At 70.3% G+C, this 25,434-nt stretch carries 22 protein-coding genes and 1 tRNA gene; 20 read left to right on the top strand and 3 right to left on the bottom strand.

What is annotated here, in order from left to right; genetic code table 11:
- From YU1_RS0114030 to YU1_RS0114010, 5 genes are all read left to right on the top strand, one after another.
- A partial coding sequence (locus tag YU1_RS0114030) for an IS5/IS1182 family transposase (RefSeq protein WP_029004616.1) occupies positions 1–237 on the top strand: 237 nt, incomplete at its 5' end.
- 229 nt (positions 238–466) lie between these two features.
- Positions 467–745 (top strand): hypothetical protein, encoded by a 279-nt coding sequence (locus tag YU1_RS29425; RefSeq protein ID WP_051356860.1) that lies wholly within the window; start codon positions 467–469, stop codon positions 743–745.
- A gap of 120 nt (positions 746–865) precedes the next feature.
- On the top strand, positions 866–1,171 hold the full coding sequence (locus YU1_RS0114020) for an ETC complex I subunit (RefSeq protein WP_029004615.1): 306 nt from the start codon (positions 866–868) through the stop codon (positions 1,169–1,171).
- Between the two features lie 146 nt (positions 1,172–1,317).
- A tRNA-Arg gene (locus YU1_RS0114015) sits at positions 1,318–1,394 on the top strand.
- Between the two features lie 153 nt (positions 1,395–1,547).
- Positions 1,548–2,357: a phosphodiesterase gene (locus YU1_RS0114010; RefSeq protein WP_029004614.1), complete on the top strand. Its 810-nt coding sequence runs from the start codon at positions 1,548–1,550 to the stop codon at positions 2,355–2,357.
- Between the two features lie 22 nt (positions 2,358–2,379).
- On the opposite strand, the gene YU1_RS0114005 is transcribed toward YU1_RS0114010, so the two are convergent.
- Positions 2,380–3,498 (bottom strand): FAD binding domain-containing protein, encoded by a 1,119-nt coding sequence (locus tag YU1_RS0114005; protein WP_029004613.1) that lies wholly within the window; start codon positions 3,496–3,498, stop codon positions 2,380–2,382.
- A gap of 336 nt (positions 3,499–3,834) precedes the next feature.
- Here YU1_RS0114005 and YU1_RS29420 point away from each other — a divergent pair, with 336 nt between their 5' ends.
- From YU1_RS29420 to YU1_RS0113945, 11 genes are all read left to right on the top strand, one after another.
- Entirely contained in the window at positions 3,835–5,061 is a 1,227-nt protein-coding gene (locus YU1_RS29420; protein WP_051356862.1) for an efflux RND transporter periplasmic adaptor subunit, read from the top strand.
- 7 nt (positions 5,062–5,068) lie between these two features.
- Positions 5,069–8,269, top strand: a complete 3,201-nt coding sequence (locus tag YU1_RS0113995) for an efflux RND transporter permease subunit (RefSeq protein WP_029004612.1) — start codon at positions 5,069–5,071, stop codon at positions 8,267–8,269.
- Positions 8,270–8,419: 150 nt separating this feature from the next.
- The gene (gene kdpF, locus YU1_RS34900; RefSeq protein ID WP_084539858.1) at positions 8,420–8,731 is read left to right on the top strand and encodes a K(+)-transporting ATPase subunit F; all 312 of its coding nucleotides are present in this window, start codon (positions 8,420–8,422) and stop codon (positions 8,729–8,731) included.
- Between the two features lie 60 nt (positions 8,732–8,791).
- Positions 8,792–10,501: a potassium-transporting ATPase subunit KdpA gene (gene kdpA, locus YU1_RS0113980; protein ID WP_029004611.1), complete on the top strand. Its 1,710-nt coding sequence runs from the start codon at positions 8,792–8,794 to the stop codon at positions 10,499–10,501.
- Positions 10,502–10,523: 22 nt separating this feature from the next.
- The gene (gene kdpB / locus YU1_RS0113975; RefSeq protein WP_029004610.1) at positions 10,524–12,590 is read left to right on the top strand and encodes a potassium-transporting ATPase subunit KdpB; all 2,067 of its coding nucleotides are present in this window, start codon (positions 10,524–10,526) and stop codon (positions 12,588–12,590) included.
- Positions 12,591–12,611: 21 nt separating this feature from the next.
- Positions 12,612–13,178: a potassium-transporting ATPase subunit KdpC gene (kdpC, locus tag YU1_RS0113970; protein WP_029004609.1), complete on the top strand. Its 567-nt coding sequence runs from the start codon at positions 12,612–12,614 to the stop codon at positions 13,176–13,178.
- A 141-nt stretch (positions 13,179–13,319) separates the two neighbouring features.
- Positions 13,320–16,004, top strand: a complete 2,685-nt coding sequence (locus YU1_RS0113965) for a sensor histidine kinase (protein WP_029004608.1) — start codon at positions 13,320–13,322, stop codon at positions 16,002–16,004.
- Positions 16,001–16,687 carry a response regulator gene (locus YU1_RS0113960; RefSeq protein ID WP_029004607.1) on the top strand — a complete coding sequence of 229 codons (687 nt, stop codon included), beginning with the start codon at positions 16,001–16,003 and terminating at the stop codon, positions 16,685–16,687. Before YU1_RS0113965 ends, YU1_RS0113960 begins: the two co-directional genes overlap by 4 nt.
- Before the next feature lie 54 nt (positions 16,688–16,741).
- Positions 16,742–16,939 (top strand): hypothetical protein, encoded by a 198-nt coding sequence (locus YU1_RS0113955; RefSeq protein WP_051356858.1) that lies wholly within the window; start codon positions 16,742–16,744, stop codon positions 16,937–16,939.
- Between the two features lie 111 nt (positions 16,940–17,050).
- Positions 17,051–18,121, top strand: coding sequence for an ROK family protein (locus YU1_RS29415; protein WP_035715356.1), 1,071 nt, complete (start codon positions 17,051–17,053; stop codon positions 18,119–18,121).
- A 113-nt stretch (positions 18,122–18,234) separates the two neighbouring features.
- The gene (locus YU1_RS0113945; RefSeq protein ID WP_245263324.1) at positions 18,235–19,236 is read left to right on the top strand and encodes a UDP-glucuronic acid decarboxylase family protein; all 1,002 of its coding nucleotides are present in this window, start codon (positions 18,235–18,237) and stop codon (positions 19,234–19,236) included.
- Positions 19,237–19,501: 265 nt separating this feature from the next.
- Here YU1_RS0113945 and YU1_RS0113940 read toward each other — a convergent pair whose 3' ends face one another.
- The gene (locus YU1_RS0113940; RefSeq protein ID WP_029004604.1) at positions 19,502–19,783 is read right to left on the bottom strand and encodes a hypothetical protein; all 282 of its coding nucleotides are present in this window, start codon (positions 19,781–19,783) and stop codon (positions 19,502–19,504) included.
- 140 nt (positions 19,784–19,923) lie between these two features.
- Between YU1_RS0113940 and YU1_RS0113935 the strand changes: the two genes are divergently transcribed.
- Together YU1_RS0113935 and YU1_RS0113930 are read left to right on the top strand one after the other, a co-directional pair.
- Positions 19,924–21,717: a potassium/proton antiporter gene (locus YU1_RS0113935; RefSeq protein ID WP_029004603.1), complete on the top strand. Its 1,794-nt coding sequence runs from the start codon at positions 19,924–19,926 to the stop codon at positions 21,715–21,717.
- A gap of 169 nt (positions 21,718–21,886) precedes the next feature.
- Entirely contained in the window at positions 21,887–22,189 is a 303-nt protein-coding gene (locus tag YU1_RS0113930) for a hypothetical protein (protein ID WP_029004602.1), read from the top strand.
- A gap of 30 nt (positions 22,190–22,219) precedes the next feature.
- On the opposite strand, the gene YU1_RS0113925 is transcribed toward YU1_RS0113930, so the two are convergent.
- Positions 22,220–22,636: a VOC family protein gene (locus tag YU1_RS0113925; RefSeq protein WP_029004601.1), complete on the bottom strand. Its 417-nt coding sequence runs from the start codon at positions 22,634–22,636 to the stop codon at positions 22,220–22,222.
- Positions 22,637–22,860: 224 nt separating this feature from the next.
- Here YU1_RS0113925 and YU1_RS0113920 point away from each other — a divergent pair, with 224 nt between their 5' ends.
- Entirely contained in the window at positions 22,861–24,072 is a 1,212-nt protein-coding gene (locus YU1_RS0113920) for an aminotransferase (protein ID WP_425339153.1), read from the top strand.
- 198 nt (positions 24,073–24,270) lie between these two features.
- Positions 24,271–25,431 carry an efflux RND transporter periplasmic adaptor subunit gene (locus YU1_RS0113915; protein ID WP_051356857.1) on the top strand — a complete coding sequence of 387 codons (1,161 nt, stop codon included), beginning with the start codon at positions 24,271–24,273 and terminating at the stop codon, positions 25,429–25,431.
- Positions 25,432–25,434 lie beyond the last annotated feature (3 nt).

Below are 25,434 nucleotides of genomic sequence, written 5' to 3'. Positions count from 1 at the left end.
AGCGACGCCCTGCGCGCCACAATCGCGGCAAGGAACGCGCAGGCGGTCATCCCGTCCAATCCATCCCGCGCCAGGAAGCATAGCCTCGACAGGCACCTCTACGCTCAGCGCCACCTGATCGAATGCTGCTTCTCCAAGCTCAAGCAGTTCAGGCGTGTCGCGACCCGCTTCGAGAAGACCGCGCGAAACTACCTCGCCATCGTCACAATCGCTGCCATCGTCCTGTGGATCAGGTAACTGTCCACACCACCTAGGGCATGCGCCGGCCGGGACTCGCGTCCGGGCCGGCCCGCATGTCCTCCCATGGGTGTCAGCACCGGTCCACCCATGGGGCACCCCCCGGTTCCAGGCCGCGCCAGCGCCGAAGTCAGCCGCGCCAGCGCCGAAGTCTGCTCAGAAGTCCGCCGCGCCAGCGCCGATATCCGCCGCGCGGCCCTCTCTTCCATCGCCTGCCCAGGAGATTGCCATGAAGACGCTCACTTTCGCCCTCGCGCTCGGCTTGGCCGGGCTCGCCACCGCCGCGTCGGCCGATCAGGTCTCCGCCGGCAAGTGCGCCGTCAAGCTGTCCGCCGACGGCCAGGCCATCTATCAGGCCAGCGCCCCGCTCATCACCCCGGCGAGCGACGTGCGCGCGGTGGTGACCGACAAGACCAAGGCCCTGGTCATGGGCGGCAGCATCAGCCGCGGCGCGGCCAAGCCCGCCGCCGAGGCGGCCGGCACCTGCCTCGCCATGCTCAAGTCCTGAGCCGCGCACCGGTTCGAAACGGAACGGATGCCGCGTTGTCAGGCGCGGCGGCTCTGATTATAGAACGGAGGCGCGCGGGTCATGCCGCGCGCCTTTTTTGACCGATCGGGCGAGCGAACCATGGTGGCACGCATCTTTAAGCCGGCGCGCAACGCGATGCAGTCCGGCGTGGCGAAGACCAAGCACTGGGTGCTGGAGTTCGAGCCCGAGCGGCCGCGCGCGGTCGAGCCGCTGATGGGCTACACCAGCTCCACCGACATGGAGAGCCAGGTGCGCCTCACCTTCGAGACCCATGAGGAAGCGGTGGCCTATGCCGAGCGCAGCGGCATCCCCTACCAGGTCTACGAGCCGCACGAGCCGGCGCGCCGCAAGATGGCCTATTCCGACAATTTCTCCTATCGCCGCGTCGGCCAGTGGACCCACTGAGGGACCGCTGACGCCCGCGCCGGCCCGCCTTGCCGATTCGCCCGCCGTCCGCTTTTGCGTGGACGGCGCCCGGCGCGCCGCCGCGACCGGGGGCACGGCCCGCCGCTTTGTGCTAAAGGCAGCCATTCCAGGCCCAGCGCCCGCGTGGCCCCGTAGCTCAGCTGGATAGAGCACCCGCCTTCTAAGCGGGATGTCGCAGGTTCGAGCCCTGCCGGGGTCGCCACTGGCCCGGCCGCGTGCCGCCGCCAACCTCCGCTCACGCTAAGACCTCCGCCCGCCCCAAGACCTGTGCCCATGCTGGACCGCCCGCGCCCGCCGGGCGATGCTGCGGCGCGGCGAGGGGAGGGCCCGGCCGCCCGAGCGAGGGAGGCGTCCCGTGTGGATCGCCCAAGTGTCCGACCCGCACCTGCGGCCCGAAGGCGTGCTCTACCAAAGCGTGTTCGACACCAATGCGGCGTTCGCCGCCGCCGTGCGCCAGCTCAACGACCTCAGCCCGCAGCCGGACCTCGTGCTGCTCACCGGCGACGTGGTGGACCTCGGCCAGCCGGAGGAATATGCGCTCGCCCGCGAGATCCTGTCCGCCCTGCGCGCGCCGCTGCTGGCGATCCCCGGCAACCATGACGCGCGCGAGGCCTTCCGGGCCGCCTTCGCCGGGCAGGCGCACCTGCCGGCCGACGGCCCGATCCATTTCGTCGCCGCCGACGCCGGGCCGGTGCGCGTCGTCGCCCTCGACGTCACCGTGCCGGGCCGCCACCATGGCGAGGTGACGGCGGACGCGCTGGCCTGGCTCGATGGGGTGCTGGCGGCGGAGCCGGAGCGGCCGACCGTGCTGATGATGCACCAGCCGCCTTTGGCCTGCGGCGTGCCCTATCTCGACGCCTATCGCTGCCGCATGGCGGACGGGGTGGCGCCGGACGGGCTGGCGCGGGTGGTGGCGCGCTATCCGGCCATCGAGCGGGTGCTGTGCGGCCATGTCCATCGCCAGATGCAGATGCGCTTCGGCGGCACGCTGCTGGTGACCGCGCCCAGCACCGCCACCAGCATCGCGCTGCGGCCCTATGCGGACGCGGCGCCGGCCTCCTTCGCCGAGCCGCCCGGCTTCCTGCTGCACCACTGGCGGCCGGAGGGCCTGCTGACCCACAGCCTCGCCATCGGCCGCTTTCCCGGCCCCTATCCCTTCGCCTGAAGGCCGCCGTCCTGGCCCCCGCTCAGGCGAGGCCGGCGCCGAGCTTCTGGCCGTAGGCGACGATGGACCGGCCCACCGGCAGGCGCTCGCGCGCATAGGCGGCGAGCGCGGCCACCGGGTCCGGATCGGCCACCAGGGCATCGCGCAGGGCGAAGGCGTCGCCCGCCGCTTTGGCGACGCCCATGGCGGTGTGCGGCCGGGCGACGAAGGCGGCATCCCCCAGCAGCGCCAGCCGGCCGCTGGCCATGGCGGGGGTGGCGTAATCGCAGATGGCGTTGACGAAGGGGCGCGGCTCGGCCCGCACCGCCGCGGCGAAGGCCGGCGGCAGCACGGCGTCGGCATCGGCGTGCAGCTGTTCGGCCGCCGCCTCCGACACCGCGCCGGGCGGCAGCGAGAAGGGATGGCGCGCGCCCGCCGCGTCGGTGAGCACCCCGGCCAGCTCCGCCTCCGGATAGGGGCGGTACCAGACCCAGTTGTAGCGGCGGTGCCCCACCTGCGTGGCGCCGTCCGGCCCGGTGACCAGATAGCCGAGGATGTGGGATTTCGGCATCTCATAGAAGGCGAAGCGGCCGTAGAGCATGTCCGCCGCCGCCCGGGGCAGGGAGGCCTCCGGCACGAGGCCGCGCCAGGTGGCATAGCCGACGTAGCGCGGCGCGGCGCCGGGCCCGGCCACGTCCGCCCGCAGCACCGAGCCGATGCCGTCCGCACCGATCACCAGATCCGCTTCGTGGGTGCGGCCGTCCGCCAGGTGGATGGCGGCGTGCCCCGGGGCCTGGGAGGCGCCTGTCACCTGGGCGCCGTTCACATAGCTGCCTGGGGGCAGCAGGTCGCGGAAGGTGCGGAACAGCAGGTCCCAGGACAGTTGCGTCTGCGGCATGTGGTGCGACTGGATGATGCCGCCGTCGCGGTCGAAATAGATGCGCTCCTCGGCGATGACGCCGATGCGGGCGATGTGCTCGACGCCCACCTCGCGCAGGATGGCGAACACCTCGCGCTGCGCCACCAGCCCGGCGCCCCGGCCCTCCAGGCCATGGCTGGAGCGCTCGTAGACGGTGACGTCGAACCCCGCCCGGTGCAGCAGCACGCCGGCGAACAGGCCGCCCATGGAGCCCCCGACGATGATGACGCGCGCTCCGGCCATCCGGCCCTCCCTGTCCCGCTGCGACGATGCGGCCAGCTAGGGCCGGCCGCCGCGCGCCGTCTTGTCGAAAGGCAGGGTCTTGGACGTTCCGGCGGTGGCCGCGCCGGGATGCAGGCATGTCGCGCATGCGCGCCATATGCTACCGCAAGCTGCACGCCAGCCTGAATGAATAATCCGTAAGCTCGCGGCTTTGGGAAGGCGCGCGCATTGACGGGGCTGCGGCGCCATAATATCGGTACCGCAGCGTACTAAAAATAGGTAGCTGTGGTGCATTCACTTCTGTCCAGGCGCGTGGCCGCAAGCTGCGGGCCGCGTTTCCGTGCCCCCGAAGGGGCTATCCGCCGTCCGGCCCTGCCGCTGCTGGCGGCGTTCGTGCTTGCCGGGCTGCTGGCTGGATGCGAGCAGAAGTCCAGCGCGCAGGCGCCCGCGGTCACCCGGCCCGAGGTCAGCATCGTCACGCTCCACCCGCAGTCGGTGGCCATCACCGCCGAACTGCCCGGCCGCACCACGGCCTTCCTGGTGGCGGAGGTGCGCCCGCAGGTCGGCGGCATCATCCAGAAGCGGCTGTTCACCGAAGGGTCCGAGGTCAAGGCCGGCGACCCGCTCTACCAGATCGACCCGGCCAGCTATCAGGCCTCGCTCGACAGCGCCGACGCCGCGCTGAAGAAGGCCGAGGCGGCGGTGCCCAGCGCCCAGGCGAAGCTGGAGCGCTACCAGTCGCTGGTGAAGCAGTCGGCGGTCAGCAAGCAGGACTATGACGACGCCGAGGCCAGCCTGCTGGAGGCCAAGGCGGACGTCGCCTCCGCCAAGGCCTGCCTCGACACCGCGCGCATCAATCTCGAATACACCACCATCACCGCGCCCATCGGCGGGCGGATCGAGAAATCCTCGCTCACCCCCGGCACGCTGGTCACCTCCAGCCAGACCACCGCGCTCACCACCATCCGCACCCTCGATCCCATCCTGGTGGACGTCACCCAGTCCAGCACCAACCTGCTGAACCTGCGCCAGGCCATCGCCGCCGGCCGGGTGAAGCTCTCGGGGGCCAATGTGACGGTGCGGCTGAAGCTGGAGAACGGCACGCTCTACCCCCATCCCGGGCGGCTGGAGTTCCGCGAATCCTACGTGGACGAATCCACCGGCACCTACGGCCTGCGCGCCCAGTTTCCCAATCCCGACCGGCTGCTGCTGCCGGGCATGTACGTGCGCGCCGTGATCGAGGAGGGCGTGGCCGAGAACAGCTTCCTGGTGCCCCAGCGCGCGGTCAGCCACAACACCAAGGGCGAGGCCGTCGCCATGTTCGTCACCGCCGACGGCAAGGTGGAGCAGCGCGTGCTCACCGCGCGCAGCAGCGTGGGCAACAACTGGCTGGTGGATGCCGGCGTGGCGGACGGCGACCGCATCATCGTGGAGGGCACCCAACTGGTGCGTGTCGGCCAGGAGGTGTCCCCGGTGGAAGTCATCATCGACGAGACCACCGGCGAGGTGCGCGAGCACAAGGAGGGGGCGCTCTCACCCGCCCAGCAGCCCCAGGGGCCAACCCGCCTGACGGCGGCCGACTGAGGGCGCCATGTCCAGCTTCTTCATCGACCGGCCCATCTTCGCCTGGGTCATCGCCATCGCCATCATGCTCGGCGGCCTGCTGGCGCTGAACACGCTGCCGGTCTCGCAATATCCGCAGATCGCCCCGCCCACGGTGCGCATCAGCGCCACCTACGCCGGCGCCGACGCGCAGACGGTGGAGAACTCGGTGACCAAGGTCATCGAGCAGGGCATGACCGGGATCGACAATCTCGACTACATGACCTCCACCTCGACCTCGACCGGCCAGGTGCAGATCACCATCACCTTCACCAACACGGCCGACCCGGACGTGGCGCAGATGCAGGTGCAGAACAAGCTGCAACTGGTCACCTCGCAACTGCCCACGGTGGTGCAGACCAACGGCATCACCGTCACCAAGTCGTCCACCGGCTTCCTCATGGTGGTGGCCTTCGTCTCCAAGGACGGCAAGCTCTCCTCCAACGACATCGCCGACTTCATCGACAGCAGCCTCGACGACACGCTGAAGCGCCTCTCGGGCGTCGGCGACACCCAGCTGTTCGGCGCCTCCTACGCCATGCGCATCTGGCTCGATCCGGACAAGCTGCAGAAATACGCCCTGATGCCGAGCGACGTGGCGACCGCCATCGAGGCCCAGAACACCCAGGTCTCCGCCGGCTCGGTGGGCGCCATCCCGGCGCGCAAGGGCCAGCAGCTCAACGCCACGGTGACCGCGCGCAGCCGCCTGCAGACCGCCGAGCAGTTCCGCAACATCATCCTCAAGAGCACCAGCTCCGGCTCGCTGGTGCGGCTCAACGACGTGGCGAGCGTGGAACTGGGCGCGGAGAGCTACACCACCACCTCGCTCTATAACGGCTATCCCGCCTCGGGCCTCGCCATCAGCCTCGCCACCGGCGCCAATGCCATCAGCACAGCGCAGGGGGTGAAATCCACCATCCAGCGCCTGTCCTCCACTTTCCCGGAAGGGCTGGAGGTGGTCTATCCCTACGACACGACGCCCTTCGTCCAGCTCTCCATCGAGAAGGTGGTGCACACGCTGGTGGAGGCCATCGCTTTGGTGTTCGTGGTGATGCTGGTGTTCCTGCAGAACCTGCGGGCCACCATCATCCCCACCATCGCCGTGCCGGTGGTGCTGCTCGGCACCTTCGGCGTGCTGGCGCTGTTCGGCTTTTCCATCAACACGCTGACCATGTTCGCCATGGTGCTGGCCATCGGCCTGCTGGTGGACGACGCCATCGTGGTGGTGGAGAACGTCGAGCGGGTGATGCAGGAGGAGGGGCTGGGGCCCCGCGAGGCGACGCGCAAGTCCATGGGCGAGATCACCGGCGCGCTGGTGGGCATCGCCATGGTGCTGTCCGCCGTGTTCGTGCCCATGGCCTGCTTCGGCGGCTCGGTGGGGGTGATCTACCGGCAGTTCTCCATCACCATCGTCTCGGCCATGGTGCTGTCGGTGATCGTCGCGCTGGTGCTCACCCCGGCGCTGTGCGCCACCATCCTCAAGCCGCACGACCCGCACGGCACGAAGAACCGCGTGTCGCGCTGGTTCAACGGCGTGATCGACAAGAGCACCAACGGCTACGGCAACGCCGCCCACACCATGATCCGCCGGCCGCGCCGCTTCGTGCTCGCCTTCCTGATCATCGTCGCCGGCATGGGCTGGATGTTCTCCCACCTGTCCAGCTCGTTCCTGCCGCAGGAAGACCAGGGCATGCTGATGACCTCGATCCAGCTGCCGGTGGGCGCCACCCAGGACCGCGCCCTGAAGGTGCTGGAGCAGGTAAAGGACTATTACCTGAACGAGGAGAAGGACGCTGTGGACGGCGTGCTCCAGGTCTCCGGCTTCAACTTCGGCGGCTCCGGGCAGAACGTGGCCATGGCCTTCGTGCGGCTGAAGGACTTCGACCAGCGCAAGGCCGCCAACATGTCCGCCCAGGCGGTGGCCGGGCGGGCGATGGCGGCGTTCCGCAAGATCCGCGACGGCAGCGTGTTCGTGCTCGCCCCGCCGGCGATCCAGGGCATGGGCCAGAGCAACGGCTTCGACTTCTACCTCCAGGACATCAACGGCGCCGGCCACGACAAGCTGATTGCGGTGCGCAACCAGCTGCTGGCGGCGGCCGCCGCCGACAAGCGCCTCGCCAACGTGCGGCCGAACGGCCAGGAGGATGAGCCACAGCTCAACGTGGACATCGACCAGGAGAAGGCGAGCGCGCTGAGCGTCGGGCTGGGCGACGTCAACGATACCCTCTCCACCGCCTGGGGCAGCCTCTATGTGAACGACTTCCTCGACCGCGGCCGGGTGAAGAAGGTCTACCTCCAGTCGGTGGCGGAGGCGCGCATGCAGCCGGGGGACCTCGGCAAGTGGTACGTGCGCAATTCCAACTCCGACATGGTGCCGTTCTCCTCCTTCTCCTCCACCCGCTGGACCTTCGGCTCGCCGCGGCTGGAGCGCTTCAACGGCGCCTCGGCGGTGGAGATCCAGGGCGAGGCGGCGGCCGGCGTCTCCTCGGGCGACGCCATGACCGCCATCGACGAGCTGATGGCCAAGCTGCCGCCGGGCTACAGCCACGAATGGGCCGGCCTGTCCAAGCAGGAGCGCCTCTCCGGCAGCCAGGCGACCGCGCTCTACGCCATCTCGGTGCTGGTGGTGTTCCTGTGCCTCGCCGCGCTCTATGAGAGCTGGTCGGTGCCGTTCGCGGTGATGCTGTCGGTGCCCATCGGCATCGCCGGCGCGCTCGCCGCCGCGCTGCTGTTCGGCCAGTCCAACGACGTCTACTTCAAGGTCGGCCTGCTCACCACCATCGGCCTCGCGGCCAAGAACGCCATCCTCATCGTCGAGTTCGCCATGGAGCGGCAGAAGGAGGGGATGGAGCTGGTGGAGGCGACCCTGCTGGCGGCCCGCCAGCGGCTGCGGCCGATCCTGATGACCTCGTTCGCCTTCATCCTCGGCGTGCTGCCGCTGGCGGTGGCGACCGGGGCGGGCTCGGGCGCGCAGAACGCCATCGGCATCGGCGTGATGGGCGGCATGATCGCCTCCACCGCGCTCGGCATCCTGTTCGTGCCGCTCCTGTTCGTGGCGGTGCGCACGCTGGTCCAGCGCCGGCGCGGGTCCGGCGACGCGCCGGCCGACGGCGCGTCCGGCGAGGGTTCGCCGGGCGAGGGCGGGCCCGGCGCGGACGCCCCGTCCGTCCCCCCGGCGGCGCCCGCCTGAGGCGCCCGCCGCCCGCCATCCGCGAAGATCCAAGCCGGCCGGAAGCCTCTTCCGGCCGGCTTTGTTTTGTCGGCGCCATGGGCGTTCGTCCATGGCGCCCGTCCAAGGCGTCCGTCCGGGCGCGCGCGGCGGCGTGGCCGCAATGTCCTTATGCCGGAACCGGCGGGGCGCCTTGCCCGGCGGCGTGTTCCTTATGGCTTTTTTACGGGCCGGCCGCGCTTTCCGCATCTCATGCTTACCGGCCCCGGCGGTAGCTTCCGCACCTCAAAAGAGGTGTCCCATGGCCGACGTCCTTTATCTTCTCATCGCAGTCGCCTTCTTCGCCCTCATGGCGCTCTACACCCGCTGGGTGGCGCAGGCCTGAAGGAGCGACCCATGTTCGACCTGATCCTCGGCGCCGCCGTCACGCTCGGCCTCGCCGCCTATCTCCTCGCGGCGCTGGTGCGGCCCGAGCGGTTCTGACCGCTCCGCCCCCAAGCCATCGCAAGACAACCCGACGACCCAACCGAAAGACCCTCTGCCATGACCTCGAACGGCTGGCTCCAGATCATCGTCATTTTCGCGGTGGTGATCCTCTCCGCCATTCCCCTCGGCCGCTTCATGGCCCGCGTCTATGCGGGCGAGCGGACCATCCTCGGCGTGCTGCTCGGCCCTGTTGAGCGCGGGCTCTACCGCCTCGCCGGCGTCGATCCCGCCCGCGAGCAGGGCTGGCTCGCCTACACCCTGTCCATGCTGGCGTTCAACGCGGCGGGCGTGCTGCTGCTGTTCGCCATCCTGCGCCTCCAGGGCCTGCTGCCGTGGAACCCGCAGGGCTTTGCCGGCCTGACGCCCGACCTCGCCTTCAACACCGCGGTGAGCTTCGTCACCAACACCAACTGGCAGGCCTATGCCGGCGAAGCGACCATGAGCAACTTCAGCCAGATGGTCGGGCTGACGGTGCAGAACTTCCTGTCCGCCGCCACCGGCCTCGCGCTCGCCATCGCCCTGGTGCGGGGCTTCGCCCGCTCGGGCGCCAAGGGGGTGGGCAACTTCTTCGTCGATGCCACCCGCTCCACCCTCTACATCCTGCTGCCGCTCGCCTTCGTCACCGCGCTCGCGCTGGTGGCGATGGGCATGCCGCAGACGCTGGACGGCTCGGTGGCGGCGACCACGCTCGACGGCGCGCAGCAGACCATCTCCATCGGCCCGGTGGCCTCGCAGATCGCCATCAAGCAGCTCGGCACCAACGGCGGCGGCTTCTTCAACGCCAATGCCGCGCACCCGTTCGAGAACCCCACCGCGCTCGCCAACATGCTCCAGGTCTGGCAGATGCTGGTGGTTTCGGTGGCGGTGGTGTTCGCCTTCGGCCAGCTCATCGGCGACAAGCGCCAGGGCCACGCCATCCTCGCCGCCATGATGATCCTGCTGGTGGTCGGCGTCGCCGTGGCCTACTGGGCGGAAGCGGCCGGCACGCCGACGCTGGCGCAGGCGGGGCTCGATCCCTCCGGCGGCAACATGGAGGGCAAGGAGGTCCGCTTCGGCCTCGCGCTCTCGGCGCTGTGGGCGGCGGTCACCACCGGCCTGTCGTGCGGCGCGGTGAACGCCATGCACGGCTCCTTCACCCCCATCGGCGGCCTTGTTCCGCTCGTGCTCATCAAGCTCGGCGAGATCCTGCCGGGCGGCGTCGGCTCGGGCCTCTACGGCATGCTGGTCATGGCCATCATCGCGGTGTTCGTCGCCGGCCTCATGGTGGGCCGCACGCCGGAATATCTCGGCAAGAAGATCGAGGCCAAGGAAGTGAAGATGGCGGTGCTGGCCACCCTGGTGATGCCGATCTTCGTGCTCGGCTTCTCGGCGGTCGCCGCCGTGCTGCCCGGCCCGCTGGCCGGTGTCGGCAACGCCGGCCCGCACGGTCTGTCCGAGATCCTCTATGCCTATGCCTCCGGCACCGGCAACAACGGCTCGGCCTTCGCCTCGCTCAGCGCCAACACCCCCTGGTGGAACACCACGCTGGGCCTCGCCATGCTGGCCGGCCGCTTCGCCTACATCGTGCCGATGATGGCCATCGCCGGCTCGCTCGTGGCCAAGACCCGGCTCGCCGCCTCCAGCGGCACCTTCCCCACCCACGGCCCGCTGTTCGTGGGCCTGCTCATCGGCGTCATCGTCATCCTCGGCGGTCTGCAATTCTTCCCGGCCTTCGCCCTCGGCCCCATTGCCGAGCAGGTGCAGATGCTGGCCGGCAAGACCTTCTGAGCGCGGGATACGGAGTTCACTCATGTCCACCAAAGCCGTCGCTTCCAAAGCCGCGACATCGCTCGCGCCCCCCGACATCCTGGTGCGTGCCGCGCTCGACGCGGTCCGCAAGCTCGATCCGCGCCTGCTGGCCAAGAACCCGGTGATCTTCGTCACCGAGGTGGTGGCGGCGCTGGTCACCGTGCTGTTCCTGCGCGACTTCGCCGCCGGGCAGCCGGTGATGTTCACCGGCCAGATCATGGCCTGGCTGTGGTTCACCGTGCTGTTCGCCAATTTCGCGGAAGCCGTGGCGGAGGGCCGCGGCCGCGCCCAGGCGGAAAGCCTGAAGCGCGCCCGCACCGACGCGGTGGCCCGCCGCATCGACGACATCAAGACCCGCGAGCGCTACGCCAAGGTCTCCGCCCTCGACCTGAAGGTGGGCGACCTGGTGCTGGTCTCGGCCGGGGAATTGATCCCCGGCGACGGCGAGATCGTCGACGGCATCGCCTCGGTGAATGAGGCGGCCATCACCGGCGAGAGCGCGCCGGTGATCCGCGAGAGCGGCGGCGACCGTTCCGCCGTCACCGGCGGCACCACCGTGGTGTCGGACGAGATCGTGGTGCGCATCACCGCCGCCGCCGGCTCCTCCTTCCTCGACCGCATGATCGCGCTGGTGGAAGGCGCCGAGCGGCAGAAGACGCCCAACGAGATCGCCCTCACCATCCTGCTGGTGGGCATGACGCTGATCTTCCTCATCACCGTGGTCTCGCTCTACGGCCTCGGCCTCTATGGCGGCACGGAACTGTCCGTCCCGGTGCTGGTGGCGCTGCTGGTCACGCTCATCCCCACCACCATCGGCGGCCTGCTCTCGGCCATCGGCATCGCCGGCATGGACCGCCTGGTGCGGCACAACGTGCTCGCCATGTCCGGCCGCGCGGTGGAGGCGGCGGGCGACGTGGACACGCTGCTGCTGGACAAGACCGGCACCATCACCTTCGGCAACCGCATGGCCACCGAGATCATCCCGGTGCCGGGCGTGTCCGAGCGCGAGGTGCTTGAGGCGGCGCTGCTCGCCTCGCTGGCGGACGAGACGGCGGAAGGCCGCTCCATCGTCGCCTTGGTGCGCGACAAACTCGGCCTCGCCACGGGCGAGGCGCCGGCGGGGGCGCATTTCGTGCCCTTCTCCGCCGCCACCCGCATCTCGGGCGTGGATGTGGACGGCCGCCGGCTGCGCAAGGGCGCGGTGGACAGCGTGCGCCGCTTCGCCGCCGAGATCGCCGGGCGCGGCCTGGTGGAGCCGGCGGAATACAATGCCGCCGTGGACCGCATCGCCCGCTCCGGCGGCACCCCGCTCGGCCTTGCCGCCGACGGGCGCCTGCTCGGCGTCATCCACCTGAAGGACGTGGTGAAGCCCGACATCAAGGAGCGCTTCGCGGAACTGCGCCGCATGGGCATCCGCACCGTCATGGTCACCGGCGACAATCCGGTCACCGCCGCCGCCATCGCCTCCGAGGCCGGCGTCGACGACTTCATCGCCGAGGCCACCCCGCAGGACAAGCTGAACTACATCCGCAACGAGCAGCGCCAGGGCCGGCTGGTGGCCATGTGCGGCGACGGCACCAACGACGCCCCGGCGCTGGCCCAGGCGGACGTGGGCGTCGCCATGCAGAGCGGCACCCAGGCCGCCCGCGAGGCGGGCAACATGGTGGATCTGGACTCGGATCCCACCAAGCTCATCGAGATCGTCGGCATCGGCAAGCAACTGCTCATGACGCGCGGCTCGCTCACCACCTTCTCCATCGCCAACGACGTGGCGAAGTATTTCGCCATTCTCCCGGCGCTGTTCATCGTCGCCATCCCGGAGCTTGGCGTGCTCAACGTCATGGGGCTGTCCACGCCGCAGAGCGCCATCCTCTCGGCGGTGATCTTCAACGCCCTCATCATCATCGCGCTGATCCCGCTGGCGCTGCGCGGCGTCACCTACACTCCGGCCAGCGCGGCGAGCGTGCTCTCCCGCAACCTGCTCATCTATGGCCTCGGCGGCATCATCGTCCCGTTCATCGGCATCAAGCTGGTGGACATGGTCGTCACCGCCATCGGCCTGTCCTGATCCCTGCCGAAGGAGGCAGACATGATCGCTCATTTGCGTCCCGCACTGGTGCTGCTGGTGCTGTTCACCCTGATCACCGGCGTCGCCTATCCGCTCGCCGTCACCGGCATCGCCCAGGGCCTGTTCCCGGCCGCCGCCAACGGCAGCCTGCTCACCCGCGACGGCGCGGTGGTGGGCTCCGCGCTCATCGGCCAGAAGACGGACAAGCCGCAGTATTTCCACCCCCGCCCGTCGGCGGCGGGGGAGGGCTATGACGCGGCCAACTCGTCGGGGTCGAACCTCGCCCCCACCTCGCAGAAGCTGAAGGAGCGCATCACCGCCGACGTGGCGGCGCTGCGCGAGGGCGGCCTCTCCGGGGCGGTACCGGCGGATGCGGTGACCACCTCGGGCAGCGGGCTCGATCCGCACATCTCGCCGGCCTATGCCTATGAGCAGGTGGGCCGGGTGGCGCAGGCCCGCGGCCTGCCGGCGGAGACGGTGCGCCAGCTGGTGGCCCGCGCCGTGGAAGGCCGCGACCTCGGCCTGTTCGGCGAGCCGCGCGTCAATGTGCTGAAGCTGAACCTCGCCCTGGACGGGGCGGCGAAGTAGTCGTTCCGCCACGCCGCGCGGCAGCGCGGCATGTCCGGGCACGACGATAAGGAGCAGGGCTTCGATCCCCGCTTTGCCGTATAAAGTGTCGCCCTCTCCCGCACGCGGGGGAGGGTCGCCGCGTTGAAGGAGAGGGGCCGGATGGCTCAGGAGGACAAGCCGCGTGCATCACCCGATGCCCTGCTCGCCAAGGCCGAGCGCGAGGGCAGGGGGCGGCTGCGCGTGTTCCTCGGCGCGGCGCCCGGCGTCGGCAAGACCTACGCCATGCTCCAGGCCGCCCGCGCCGCTTTGGCGGACGGCACCGACGTGGTGGTCGGCATCGTCGAGACCCACGGCCGGCGCGAGACCGAGACCATGGTGGAGGGCCTGCCCGTCCTGCCGCGCCGCTCCATCCCCTATCGCGGCCGGCTGGTGCCGGAGTTCGACCTCGACGGCGCGCTGGCGCGGCGGCCGAAGCTCCTGCTGGTGGACGAATACGCCCATTCCAACGTGCCCGGCAGCCGCCACCCCAAGCGCTGGCAGGACGTGGAAGACCTGCTGGGCGCCGGCATCGACGTGTGGACCACGCTGAACATCCAGCATCTGGAGAGCCTCAACGAGGTGGTGCAGCGCATCACCGGCGTGCGGGTGCGCGAGACCGTGCCGGACACCGCCGTGCAGGAGGCGGACGAGGTGGTGATGGTGGACCTGCCGCCCGACGAGCTGCTGAAGCGGCTCGGCGAGGGCAAGGTCTATGTGCAGGACACCGCCGCCCGCGCCATCGAGCGCTTCTTCAAGCCCACCAATCTCACCGCGCTGCGCGAGCTGGCGCTGCGGCGGGTGGCGGCGCGGGTGGACTGCGACCTCCTGGAGCACATGCAGGGCGGGGCCATCGACGGCCCGTGGGCGGCGGGCGAGCGCATCCTGGTGTGCGTCGGGCCGGACGCCTCGGCGCAGAAGGTGGTGCGCGAGGCCAAGCGCCTCGCCGACCTCGCCGACGCGCCGTGGTTCGCGGTCACCGTGGAGCGTCCCGGCACGCCGCTCGACATGGCGGCGCGGCAGAACGTGGACGCGGCGCTGCGGCTCGCCGAGAGCCTGGGCGCGGAGACGCGGGCGCTGGTGGGCAGCGACATCGTCGATGAGCTGCTGCGCATCGCCCGGTTCGAGAACGTCACCCAGATCGTGGTGGCCCGCGCCCGGCCGGCGCGGCTGTCGCGGCCGTTCGTGCGCACGCTGGCCGATGCGCTGGTGCGCGAGGCGAGCGGCATCGCCGTCCATGTGCTGACCTTCGCGGAGGCGGACGAGACGGTGGCGCGCCACCGCCTGCCGCCGGCGGGGCGGGTGGACGGCTATGTGGCGGCGGCCATGGCGGTGGCCATCGCCACGCTGCTGGGCGAGGAGCTGACCAAGCACGTCGCCCTGCCCAACGTCTCCATGATCTTCCTGCTGGCGGTGCTGATCCCGGCGCTGTTCTTCGGCGTCTGGCCGGCGGTGTTCGCCTCGGTGCTCTCCGCGCTGGCCTACAATTTCTTCTTCATCGACCCGGTCTACACCTTCACCATCGCCCGGCCGCACGAGGTGCTGGCGCTCCTCGTCTTCCTGGTCATCGCGGTGCTGATCTCGGCGGTGGCCGGGCGGGCGCGCGAGCAGGCCAGGGCCTCCGCCCAGAGGGTGAGGGCCGGGCGCCGGCTCTATGAGTTCACCCGCAAGCTCTCCGCGCTGGCCGACACCTCCGACATCGCCGAGGGCGCGGCGTCCGAGATCCACGCCATATTGTCCCGCGCCGCCGTGGTGCTGGTGGCCGTCCGCGCCGGCGAGCTGGCCATCGCCGCCGCCTGGCCGCCGGAGGACCGGCTGGACACCGCCTCGCTCAGCGCCGCCCGCTGGGCGTTCGAGCGCGGCGAGCCGGCGGGGGCGCGCACCGGCACGCTGCCCAGCGTGCCCTGGCTGTTCCTGCCGTTGAAGGCGCGGCAGGGGCCGATCGGCGTCATCGGCCTGGAGGCGCTGCCCAACGCGCCGCTCGATCCGGAATCCCGCGTGCTGCTGGACACCCTGGCCGACCAGACCGCCTCGGCCCTGGAGCGGGCGGCGCTGGCCGGCGAGATGGCCGACGTGCGCAGCGCGGCGGAGGCCGAGCGGGTGCGCAACATCCTGCTCGCCTCCATCAGCCACGATTTCCGCACCCCCTTGTCCTCCATCCTCGGCGCCGCCTCCAGCCTGATCGAATACGGCGGGCGCATCGACCCCGAGCAGAGCCGCGACCTGCTGGCCCAGATCCGCGAGGAGGCGGACCATCTGGACGGCATGGTGCGCAACCTCCTGTCCATGACCCGGCTGGAGGCCGGCGCCCTCGACCTGCGCCGCGACTGGGTGGACATCGGCGAGGTGGTCAACCAGGCGGTGGCCGCGGCGCGGCGGCGCGGCGCCATCCAGCATCTGGTGGTCAGCCTGGAGGACGATCTGCCCTTGGTGCGGGCCGACCAGATCCTGCTCAACCAGGTGCTGGCCAATGTGGTGGGCAATGCGGTGCGCTATGCCGGCCCGGCCGCGACCATCACGGTGGCCGCGCGGCGGGCGGGGGACAGCGTCGAGGTGTCGGTCACCGACACCGGCCCCGGCGTGCCGCCCGCGCTCATCGACCATGTGTTCGAGAAATTCGTCCGTGCCGCCTCCGATGGCACCGACCGCGCCGACGGCGGGGAGGGGGCGGGCCTCGGCCTTGCCATCGCCAAGGGCATCGTCGAGGCCCACGGCGGAACGATCAGCGCGCAGAGCCCGGCGCCGGGCCAGGCCCAGGGGCTGCGCGTCGCCTTCACCCTGCCGCTTCAACCGGACGCCGGCGCATGAACGACCTTCGCATCCTCGTGGTGGACGACGAACCGGCGATCCACCGCTTCCTCACCCCCGCGCTCTCCGCCGCAGGCTATGCGGTGGCCCGCGCCGACGACGGGGCGGGCGCGCTGCGCGCCATCGCCACCCACCCGCCGGACGCGGTGCTGCTCGACCTCGGCCTGCCGGACATGGACGGCAAGGAGGTGATCGCCCGCGTGCGGCAGTTCTCCAGGCTGCCGATCATCGTGCTGTCCGCCCGCGACCGCGAGGCGGAGAAGATCGAGGCGCTGGACCTCGGCGCGGACGATTTCGTCAACAAGCCGTTCGGCGTGGGCGAGCTGATGGCCCGCATCCGCGCTGCCCTGCGCCAGCGCAGCGGCGAGGCCCATGCGGCCGACGCGGTGCTGCGCGCCGGCCCGCTGGAGATCGACCGCCCGCGCCACCGGGTGACGCGGGACGGACAGGAGATCAAGCTGACGCCGAAGGAGTTCGAGCTGCTGGTCTATCTGGCCCGCCATCCGGGCAAGGTGCTGACGCACCGGCAGATCCTCGGCGCGGTGTGGGGGCCGGCGCATCTGGAGGACACGCAATATCTGCGCGTCTATGTGGGCCAGCTGCGCCAGCGCCTGGAGGCCGAGCCGGCCACCCCGGCGCTGATCCTCACCGAGCCGGGCATCGGCTACCGCATGGCCGAATAGGGGGCGGGCAGAGAGGCGCCTCACTTCCCGCGCGATCTGCTGTATGATCGCGCCATGCTCTGCGCCGAATGCCCCCGCTGCCACCGCCGTTCCATCATCGGCAAGCCGCCCGTCGCCATCACCGACCAGCCCGCCCCCGAGCCGCCCGAGGGCGCGCAGCTGCGCTGCGACATCTGCGGCAGCAAGAACGTGCGCATCCATCGCTTTCCCTCGCCCATCGAGGCGCTGCGCTTCGTCAACCAGCGGAGCTGACCGCCAAGGTTTCCGTGTGACCGTTCCAGCGTGACCTTTCCAGCGTGACCGTGGCAACCGAAACGGCTTTCCGGCGTTGTTGGGGATCGACCCCGCATGACTGGAACCGCCATGGCCGTATCCGAGAAGACCTCCGCAGACGTTTCGGCCCCCATCGGCGTGCATGGCGGCGCGCTGCTGCCGGGCATCGAGGTGGTCAGCTATAATCTGGAAGTGAAGGACAAGGACGGCTTCGTCGGCGACAAGGCCAGCGGCCGGGCGTTCCGTGCCTTCGTGCGCGACTGGCGGGTGAAGCTGCGCGAACTGGGCAAGGACCCGTTCGAGGAGGACCTCGACGCCCGCATCAGCAAGAAGAAGCTCGACAAGTTCCTGGCCGAGGGCGATGCGGACGGCGCCGCCGTGGTGCAGGGGGCGATCGAGGATTTCGCCCATAATCTCGCCGACGTCGTGCAGCGCTTCCTGGCCCAGAAGGCCTGGGACGGGGTGTCGCGCATCGTGGTGGGCGGCGGGCTCAGCGAGGCGCGGGTGGGCGAGCTCGCCATCGCCCGCGCCGCCGCGCTGTTGCGGGCGGACGACGTGGACGTGGAGCTGGAGCCGCTGCGCCATCATCCGGACGAGGGCGGGCTGATCGGCTGCCTGCATCTGGCGCCGTCCTGGATCTTCTCCGGCTACGGCGGGATCATCGCCGTGGACATCGGCGGCTCCAACATCCGCTGCGGCGTGGTGCGCCACAATGCCAAGAAGGACCCGGACCTGAAGAAGGCGGACGTCTGCCGCTTCGACCTCTGGCGCCATGCGGACGAAGACGGCCTCTCCCGCGAGGCGGCGGTGGACCGGCTGGTGAAGATGATCCGCGGGCTGATCGCCGAGGCGGAGGCCGACAAGCTCTCCGTGGCGCCGTTCATCGGCATCGCCTGTCCCGGCCTCATCAATGCGGACGGCACCATCGCGCGCGGGGCGCAGAACCTGCCGGGCAAGTGGGACAGCGAGCACTTCCGCCTGCCCGAGCGCATCCGCGAGGCCATACCCGCCATCGGCGACCATGACACCATGGTGGTGATGCACAATGACGCCGTGATCCAGGGCCTCAGCGCCCGGCCGTGGATGACCGAGACTGACAAATGGGCGGTGCTGACCATCGGCACCGGCCTCGGCAACGCCTGCTTCCTGACGCGGGGATAGGTCCCGGCGGCGGCGGGGGCATGGCCCCGGCGGCATTTTCGCGCTAGGACACCCGCCGTCCCGGCGCGCCCCCGTCCGCATGCGCCGGACATCCGCACCGGCGAGGACAAGGCGTGGTCAACATCAACCCCAACGGCCTGCTGCCCAAGCGCATCGCCGTCACCGGCGGCGCCGGCTTCGTCGGCTCGCATCTGTGCGAGGCGCTGATCGGGCGCGGCCACGAAGTGCTGTGCATCGACAATTTCTACACCGGCGCGCGCACCAACGTGCAGCACCTGCTCGGCCATCCGCGCTTCGAGCTGATGCGCCACGACATCACCTTCCCGCTCTATATCGAGGTGGACGAGATCTACAATCTCGCCTGCCCGGCATCCCCGGTGCACTACCAGTTCGACCCGGTGCAGACGCTGAAGACCAGCGTCATCGGCGCCATCAACACGCTGGGCCTGGCCAAGAGGCTGCGGGTGCCGATTCTCCAGGCCTCGACCTCGGAAGTGTATGGCGATCCCCAGGTGCATCCGCAGACCGAGGACTATTGGGGCCATGTGAACCCGATCGGCCCGCGCTCCTGCTATGACGAGGGCAAGCGCTGCGCGGAGACGCTGTTCTTCGACTATCACCGGCAGCACCAGATCGGCATCAAAGTGGTGCGAATTTTCAACACCTACGGCCCGCGGATGCATCCGAACGACGGCCGGGTGGTCTCCAACTTCATCGTCCAGGCGCTGCGCGGCGAGGACATCACCATCTTCGGCGACGGTTCGCAGACCCGGTCCTTCTGCTATGTGGACGATCTGGTGCGCGGCCTGATCGCCATGATGGAGAGCCCGCGCGAGGTGACCGGCCCGATCAACGTGGGCAATCCGGCCGAATTCACCATCCGGCAACTGGCCGAACAGGTGATCGCCCTGGTGGGCGCGCGCTCGCGCATCGTCGAGCGGCCCTTGCCGCAGGACGACCCCAAGCAGCGCCAGCCCGACATCACCCAGGCGCGCGAGACGCTGGGCTGGGCGCCGACGGTGGAGCTGAACGAAGGGCTGAAGCGCACCATCGCCTATTTCGACGCTTTGCTGGGCGGCGCGGCGGGCGAGCCGAAAACCGCCGCCGGGCGATAAGCGAATAGGCGATTCTGCGCGGCGGGACGCATCGCGCCGCGCGGCTGCGCCGGCGCCGAGGCCGTGTTTCAAGGTTTTACAGGGTATTGCGCCGTTCGGCGTGCCGGGCATCACGCCGTGGATGGCGGTGCGCGCGAATCCAATTGCCGCATCCCCGCCGTCCGCCGTTGCGGGCCGGACAGACGGTCGGGGAATGCGGCAAACGCGGGGACGTTCGGCCGCAGGCGGCCGGGCGTCCGGTACAATGCGCGAAATGAAGCGGGGATCAGGCCGCGGCGATGCCGGGCATATAGGCCATCTGGGCCTGCATGACCGGACCCGGGACGATCATGCCGTGGCTGACGAGCGGGAAATCCGCGAGCAGATTCCCATCTTCTCCAAGGGCATAGACCGCAAGACCGGCGGCGTAGTGCTGGTCGTTGTCGGCAATTTCCAGAGCCAGGTCGAGATCGAAGCAGATGGTGTCGGGCTCGGCCAGGAGCGCCCCCGACGAGGTGCGCAGATAGGCCTTCACCAGATACGCATGCGCCGCTTGGTTGTGTTGCATGATAGGTTCCCCGGCTGGCTCACCGCGTTCCCCCGAACGGTTAGATGAACCAGTTGTCAGAATCATAGCCGTGCCCGCCGACCCCGGCTACCGGGAAACAGTATCAAAACGGATCAAGTCCAAACGGTGGAAGGGGAAGGATGGGTACTGTTTTCCTCTCGGACCTCATTCTGCTGGTCGGCTCGGCTCTGGTTCTGCTGGGCACGGTGTCGAGTCTGCTCGCTGCCCGTTTCGGTGCTCCGATCCTCCTCGTCTTCCTGCTGCTGGGGGTGCTGGCAGGTGAAGCGGGGCCCGGCCAGATTCACTTCTCTGACTACTGGGCCACCTACCTCGTGGGCTCGGCGGCGCTGGCGGTAATACTGTTCGACGGCGGCCTGCGCATGCGCGCCTCCACCATGCGCGGGGCGCTGGCCCCGGCCGTCCTCCTGTCCACCGTCGGGGTCCTGCTCACCGCCGGGCTGGTGGGGCTCGCGGCCATACCGTTGCTGGGTTTGCCGCCGCTGGAGAGCCTGCTGGTGGGGGCCATCGTCGCCTCCACGGACGCGGCGGCGGTGCTGTTCCTGGTGCGCGCCCAGGGCCTGCGGCTCGGCCGCCGGGTGGGCGCGGTAATCGAGATCGAATCGGCCACCAACGATCCCGCCGCCGTCTTCCTCACCGTCGCCTTGGTGGAGATCATCGCCTCCGGCGCGGCCAATCCCGGCTGGGCGCTCACCGCCGGGCTGGCCCAGCAGATGGTGTTGGGCGCCGCCATGGGGGTGGCCGGCGGCTTCGGCGTCGCCTTCGTGGTCAACCGGCTCGACCTGCCGAGCGGGCTGCATCCGGCCATGGTGGTGGCGGCGGCGGTGCTGATCTATGCCGCCACCGCCATGATGCACGGCTCCGGCTTTCTCGCCGTCTATCTGGCGGGGCTGGTGCTGGGCAACCGGCCGGTGCGTTCCATCGCGGCCATCACCAGCTTCCACGACACGGTGACGTGGCTGTGCCAGATCGTCATGTTCGTCATGCTGGGGCTGCTGCTGTCGCCGCAGCGCATGGCGCAATACGTGCCGCCGGCGCTGGCGATCGCCGCCTTCCTGCTGCTGGTCGGCCGGCCGGTGGCGGTGTTCCTGTGCCTGTGGCCGTTCCGATTCTCCTGGCGGGAGAAGGCGTTCATCTCCTGGGCGGGGCTGCGCGGGGCGGTGTCCATCTTCCTTGCGACCATCCCCATGCTGGCCCAGCTGCCGGGTGCCGACGTCTATTTCAACGTCGCCTTCGTGGTGGTGCTGGTGTCGCTGATCCTGCACGGCTGGAGCCTCGTGTTCGCCGCCCGCCGGTTCGGCGTGGCGCTGGCCGAGCCGCTGCGCGAGGCGCGGCGATTCGAGATCGACCTGCCGGGGCAGAGCGAGCACGAACTGGTGGCCTATCCCGTCACCGCCGACACGCTCGCCGTCAGTTCCGGCCTGCTGCCGCTGTGGGCGCGGCTGGTGCTGGTGGTGCGCAAGGGCCAAGTGCTCTCGCCGCAGGAGGCCGGCGTGCTACGGGCGGGCGACTATGCCTATCTGCTGGCGCCGCCCCGGCGGGTGCAGCGGCTCGACCCCTTCTTCATGCCGGAGGAGCGCCCGCGCGGCGAGATCGGGGCGGGCTTTCCCTTCGCCGGCAACGTGAAGCTGGGCGACGTGGCGGACCTCTACGGCCTGTTCGTGCGCGACCAGGACCGCGTCGTCACCATCGCCGAGGCGTTCGCCGACCGCACCGACGACCGGCCGTTGCCGGGCATGCGCTTCGCCGTGGGCACGGCGGCGATCGAGGCGGTGACGGTGGAGGAGGGGCGGGTCACCCAGGCGGCGCTGCGCTTCGAGGCGCTGGGCGAGGAGGGCGTATCCGTGCCCCGGCGGCTGTGGGAGCAGGTGCGACGCCGCTTCGGCAAGGGGCAGGACCTCGGGCTGCCTTCCTGAGGCCGGACCAGGGTACGGTTTCCCTGCGGAAGGGTAATCGCGCCGGATTGGTGGCATCTGGCATCGGCGACGCCTCTGCCGCCGTGCTGACGTTTTTCCGGTGCCCCGTGCCGCGCCGACGGCCCGGTTCCGGGCGGGCACGGGGATCGAGCGGCGGGAGGAAGCCAGCATGGTGCGCCTGTTCATGCGCGGGCGGGGCGAGGGCTCCGGCCCGCAGATGCGCGACGCCACCCGCGCGCTGGCCGACATGGCGCGGCGGGTGCTGGAGCTGGACGAGGCCGCCACCGTCTCGGTGAGCGAGATCGCCTGCGGCGACCCGGCCTGCGGCGGGGCGGAGACCGTGGTGCTGGTGATGCGCGCCGGCCATCCCACCCAGGCGGCCAAGGTGCTGATGCCGGTGGCCCGTGTCACCGAGGCCGACCTGCTCGCCGCCTTGCAGCCTCTGGCGCAGATGGTGCGGACCGGCGGCTGAGGCCGGGCGAGGGCGCGCCCCGCGCAAGGATCAAGGTGCGAGAGACGGATCCGCCACGTCGCCGCGGCGGACGATGTGGATTTTGTTGCCGTCGGGATCGCGCAGATAGGCGCCGTAATAGCCCTCGCCATAGTGCGGGCGCGGACCGGGCGCGCCTTCGTCCGTGCCGCCATGGGCGAGGCCCGCCGCATGGGCCGCGTCCACCGCCGCCTCGGACGGGGCGAGGAAGGCCACCATGCTGCCGTTGCCGACGCTCGGCGGCCGCCCGTCGAAGGGCAGTTGGGCGAAGAATTCCGGCAGCCGCGTTCCGGCGATCCAGCACAGGCCGGCGGGGCCGCCGTCCGGCTCGCTCGGCCGCTGGACGAGGCCGAGCGGCGCCAGCACCGCGTCATAGAAGCGCCCGGCGCGGGCAAGATCGCTGACCCCGACGATGATGTGACTGAACATCGCGCGCTCCTTCCGCATCCCGGCCCGCCACAGCCTGGACGGCCCACGCCGGCGGTTCAAGCCCTCCGGCGCATCGGCGCCGTGCACCGCGTGGCCTTCACCTTCGGCCCGACTTGATCTAGAGCACCTCGCAACGGAGCGGCTTCCCGCGTGGGGCCGCTCGCTTTCTCGTGCAGGTGAGGCGGGCCCTCCCGGATGCAGCGTCCGGCGGCCCGGGCTTAACGATGTCCCAGTCCGCGACCTTTGCTCCCCGTTCGTCCGCGCCCGCCGTCCGGTCGCTGAACGCGATCTATTCCGCGCTGCCCACCACCATTTTCGAGGTGATGTCGGGGCTTGCCCGCAGCCACCAGGCGGTGAATCTCGGCCAGGGCTTCCCGGACGATCCCGGCCCGCTCGACGTGCGCCAGAAGGCGGCGGACGCGGTGGTGAACGGCTGGAACCAGTATCCGCCCATGATGGGCCTCATGGAGCTGCGCCAGGCGGCGGCGGCCCATTACAAGCACTGGCAGGGCCTCGCCCTCGATGCCGAGAGCGAGGTGATGGTCACCTCCGGCGCCACCGAGGCGCTGGCCGGCGCGCTGTTCTCGCTGATCGAGCCGGGCGATGAGGTGGTGCTGTTCCAGCCGCTCTATGACGCCTATCTGCCGCTGGTGCAGCGGGCCGGCGGCATTCCCCGTCTGGTGCGCCTGGAGCCTCCGAGCTGGAGCATCACCACCGAGAAGCTGGCGGCGGTGTTCTCCGAGCGCACCAAGCTGGTGCTGTTCAACAATCCGCAGAACCCCACCGGCGTCGTGCATTCGCGCGCGGAGATGCAGCTCGTCGCCGATTTCTGCCAGCGCTTCGACGTCATCGCGGTGTGCGACGAGGTGTGGGAGCACGTGATCTTCGACGGCCGCCGCCACCTGCCGATGATGGCGCTGCCCGGCATGCGCGAGCGCACGGTGAAGATCTCCTCCGCCGGCAAGATCTTCGGCATGACCGGCTGGAAGGTGGGCCTGGTGTTCGCCCAGCCGGAGCTGATGCGGGTGCTGGGCAAGGCGCACCAGTTCCTCACCTTCACCACGCCGCCCAACCTCCAGGCCGCCGTGGCCTACGGGCTCGGCAAGGAGGATGCCTATTTCGAGGACATGCGTGCTGGCCTCCAGCGCTCCCGCGACCGGCTGGCGAAGGGGCTGTCGGACCTGGGCTTCCCGGTGCTGCCGAGCGCGGGCACCTATTTCCTCTCGGTGGACCTCGCCGCCATCGACCCCAAGCTCGACGACGAGGCCTTCTGTCTCGATCTTGTGAAGACCCACGGCGTCGCCGCCATCCCGGTCTCGGCTTTCTACGCCCAGGACGCGGTGCGCTCGGTGGTGCGCTTCTGTTTCGCCAAGCAGGACGCCACTTTGGACGCCGCCTTGGAGCGCCTCGCGGGTGCATTCCGCAAGGGGATGTAACCTGCCGTAGGGGCGCCGCGCCGGCGGAGCCGCGTGGCGCGCCCTGTTGGCGGCGTTTTTTCGTCACTTTGGCCGCATTTCCACCGCTGACCATCGAAAACCTGTTCGCAGCGGCACCTGACGCAGTGTAGCCTTTCCAAAAAGCTGGGGCGGGCGAGCGGCAGGGCGTTGCGGGCATTGCCGTCGTGCGAGGTGGATATGGGTGACGTGAGGCGGGCGGGGCGCTGGCGGGTCTATCTGGTTTTCTTCTGCCTCGCGCTCGTCGCGGGGGCGGGCTGGACATGGTCCCAGGGCCTGTGGGGCAGCCGGGGCGCCACGGCGAATGCGCAGGGCCAGCAGGAGCGCCGGCCGGCGGTCGTGGTCGCGACCGTTCAGGACAAGCCCATGCCGGTGCGCGTCGAGGCGCTGGGCACGGTGGAGCCGCTGGTCACCATCACCATCCGCTCCCGCGTGGCGAGCCAGGTGGTCAAGGTGACGTTCGAGGACGGCGCGGTGGTCGCCCAAGGCGACCTGCTGTTCCAATTGGACGCCCGCGAGGTGGACGCGCAGATCCTCCAGTCCAAGGCGACGCTGGCCAAGGACCGCACCCAGCTGGAGAAGGCGCTGCGCGACGTGGAGCGCTATTCCGGCCTTGCCGCGCGCAACGCCGTCTCGCAGGTGACGCTGGACGATGCCCGCACCACCGCCGACGCCCAGAAGGCGACGGTGGACCAGGACGAGGCCACGCTGAAGGCGCTGGAGGTGCAGCGCAGCCATTATGAGATCCGCTCGCCGGTCACCGGGCGCATTGGCGTCGCCGCGGTGCGGCCGGGCGCGGTGATCCGGGTGGACGACACCCTCGCCACCGTGCGGCAGATCAAGCCCATCTACGTCGCCTTCGGCGTGCCCGAGCATTATCTCAAGGAGGTGCGGGCGGCGCAGGCCGGCGCGCAGGTGCAGATCACCCTCCAGGGCAGCAACGACATCGTGACCGGAGGCAGGATCGCGGTCATCGACAACACCATCGACCCGCAGACCGGCACGCTGATGGTGCGCGCCCTGTTCGACAATGCCGACGAGCGGCTGTGGCCGGGCACCCTCGGCGCCGTCTCGGTGATGCTGCGCATGGAGAGCGGCGTCGCCTCGGTGCCGGCGGAAGCGGTGCAGAGCGGCCAGAGCGGCACCTTCGTCTTCGTGGTGGAGAAGGACGTGGTGCACGTGCGCCCGGTCAGCGTCGCCCGCACGGTGGACGGCCAGGCGGTGGTCACCGCCGGGCTGAAGGGCGGAGAGGTGGTGGTCACCGACGGCCAGCTTTCGCTGCGCGAGGGCGCCCGCGTCGTCATCAAGGGCAGCGCGCCCGCGCCCGCGACGGGGACCTGAGCC

This window comes from Azorhizobium doebereinerae UFLA1-100 (genome assembly GCF_000473085.1).
Classification (GTDB): domain Bacteria; phylum Pseudomonadota; class Alphaproteobacteria; order Rhizobiales; family Xanthobacteraceae; genus Azorhizobium; species Azorhizobium doebereinerae.
This window is presented reverse-complemented; position numbering and strand designations above follow the sequence as displayed.

Bases quoted from the DNA above. Each gene is read 5' to 3' on its own strand.
- YU1_RS0113920 (WP_425339153.1), top strand. From the start codon at position 22,861: ATGTCCCAGTCCGCGACCTTTGCTCCCCGTTCGTCCGCGCCCGCCGTC.
- YU1_RS0113960 (WP_029004607.1), top strand. From the start codon at position 16,001: ATGAACGACCTTCGCATCCTCGTGGTGGACGACGAACCGGCGATCCAC.
- YU1_RS0113930 (WP_029004602.1), top strand. From the start codon at position 21,887: ATGGTGCGCCTGTTCATGCGCGGGCGGGGCGAGGGCTCCGGCCCGCAG.
- YU1_RS0113965 (WP_029004608.1), top strand. From the start codon at position 13,320: ATGGCTCAGGAGGACAAGCCGCGTGCATCACCCGATGCCCTGCTCGCC.
- YU1_RS0113955 (WP_051356858.1), top strand. From the start codon at position 16,742: ATGCTCTGCGCCGAATGCCCCCGCTGCCACCGCCGTTCCATCATCGGC.
- YU1_RS0113925 (WP_029004601.1), bottom strand. From the start codon at position 22,636: ATGTTCAGTCACATCATCGTCGGGGTCAGCGATCTTGCCCGCGCCGGG.
- YU1_RS29415 (WP_035715356.1), top strand. From the start codon at position 17,051: ATGGCCGTATCCGAGAAGACCTCCGCAGACGTTTCGGCCCCCATCGGC.
- YU1_RS29425 (WP_051356860.1), top strand. From the start codon at position 467: ATGAAGACGCTCACTTTCGCCCTCGCGCTCGGCTTGGCCGGGCTCGCC.
- YU1_RS0113995 (WP_029004612.1), top strand. From the start codon at position 5,069: ATGTCCAGCTTCTTCATCGACCGGCCCATCTTCGCCTGGGTCATCGCC.
- kdpF (WP_084539858.1), top strand. From the start codon at position 8,420: ATGCCGGAACCGGCGGGGCGCCTTGCCCGGCGGCGTGTTCCTTATGGC.
- YU1_RS0114020 (WP_029004615.1), top strand. From the start codon at position 866: ATGGTGGCACGCATCTTTAAGCCGGCGCGCAACGCGATGCAGTCCGGC.
- kdpA (WP_029004611.1), top strand. From the start codon at position 8,792: ATGACCTCGAACGGCTGGCTCCAGATCATCGTCATTTTCGCGGTGGTG.
- YU1_RS0114005 (WP_029004613.1), bottom strand. From the start codon at position 3,498: ATGGCCGGAGCGCGCGTCATCATCGTCGGGGGCTCCATGGGCGGCCTG.
- YU1_RS0113940 (WP_029004604.1), bottom strand. From the start codon at position 19,783: ATGCAACACAACCAAGCGGCGCATGCGTATCTGGTGAAGGCCTATCTG.
- kdpC (WP_029004609.1), top strand. From the start codon at position 12,612: ATGATCGCTCATTTGCGTCCCGCACTGGTGCTGCTGGTGCTGTTCACC.
- YU1_RS0113915 (WP_051356857.1), top strand. From the start codon at position 24,271: ATGGGTGACGTGAGGCGGGCGGGGCGCTGGCGGGTCTATCTGGTTTTC.
- kdpB (WP_029004610.1), top strand. From the start codon at position 10,524: ATGTCCACCAAAGCCGTCGCTTCCAAAGCCGCGACATCGCTCGCGCCC.
- YU1_RS0113935 (WP_029004603.1), top strand. From the start codon at position 19,924: ATGGGTACTGTTTTCCTCTCGGACCTCATTCTGCTGGTCGGCTCGGCT.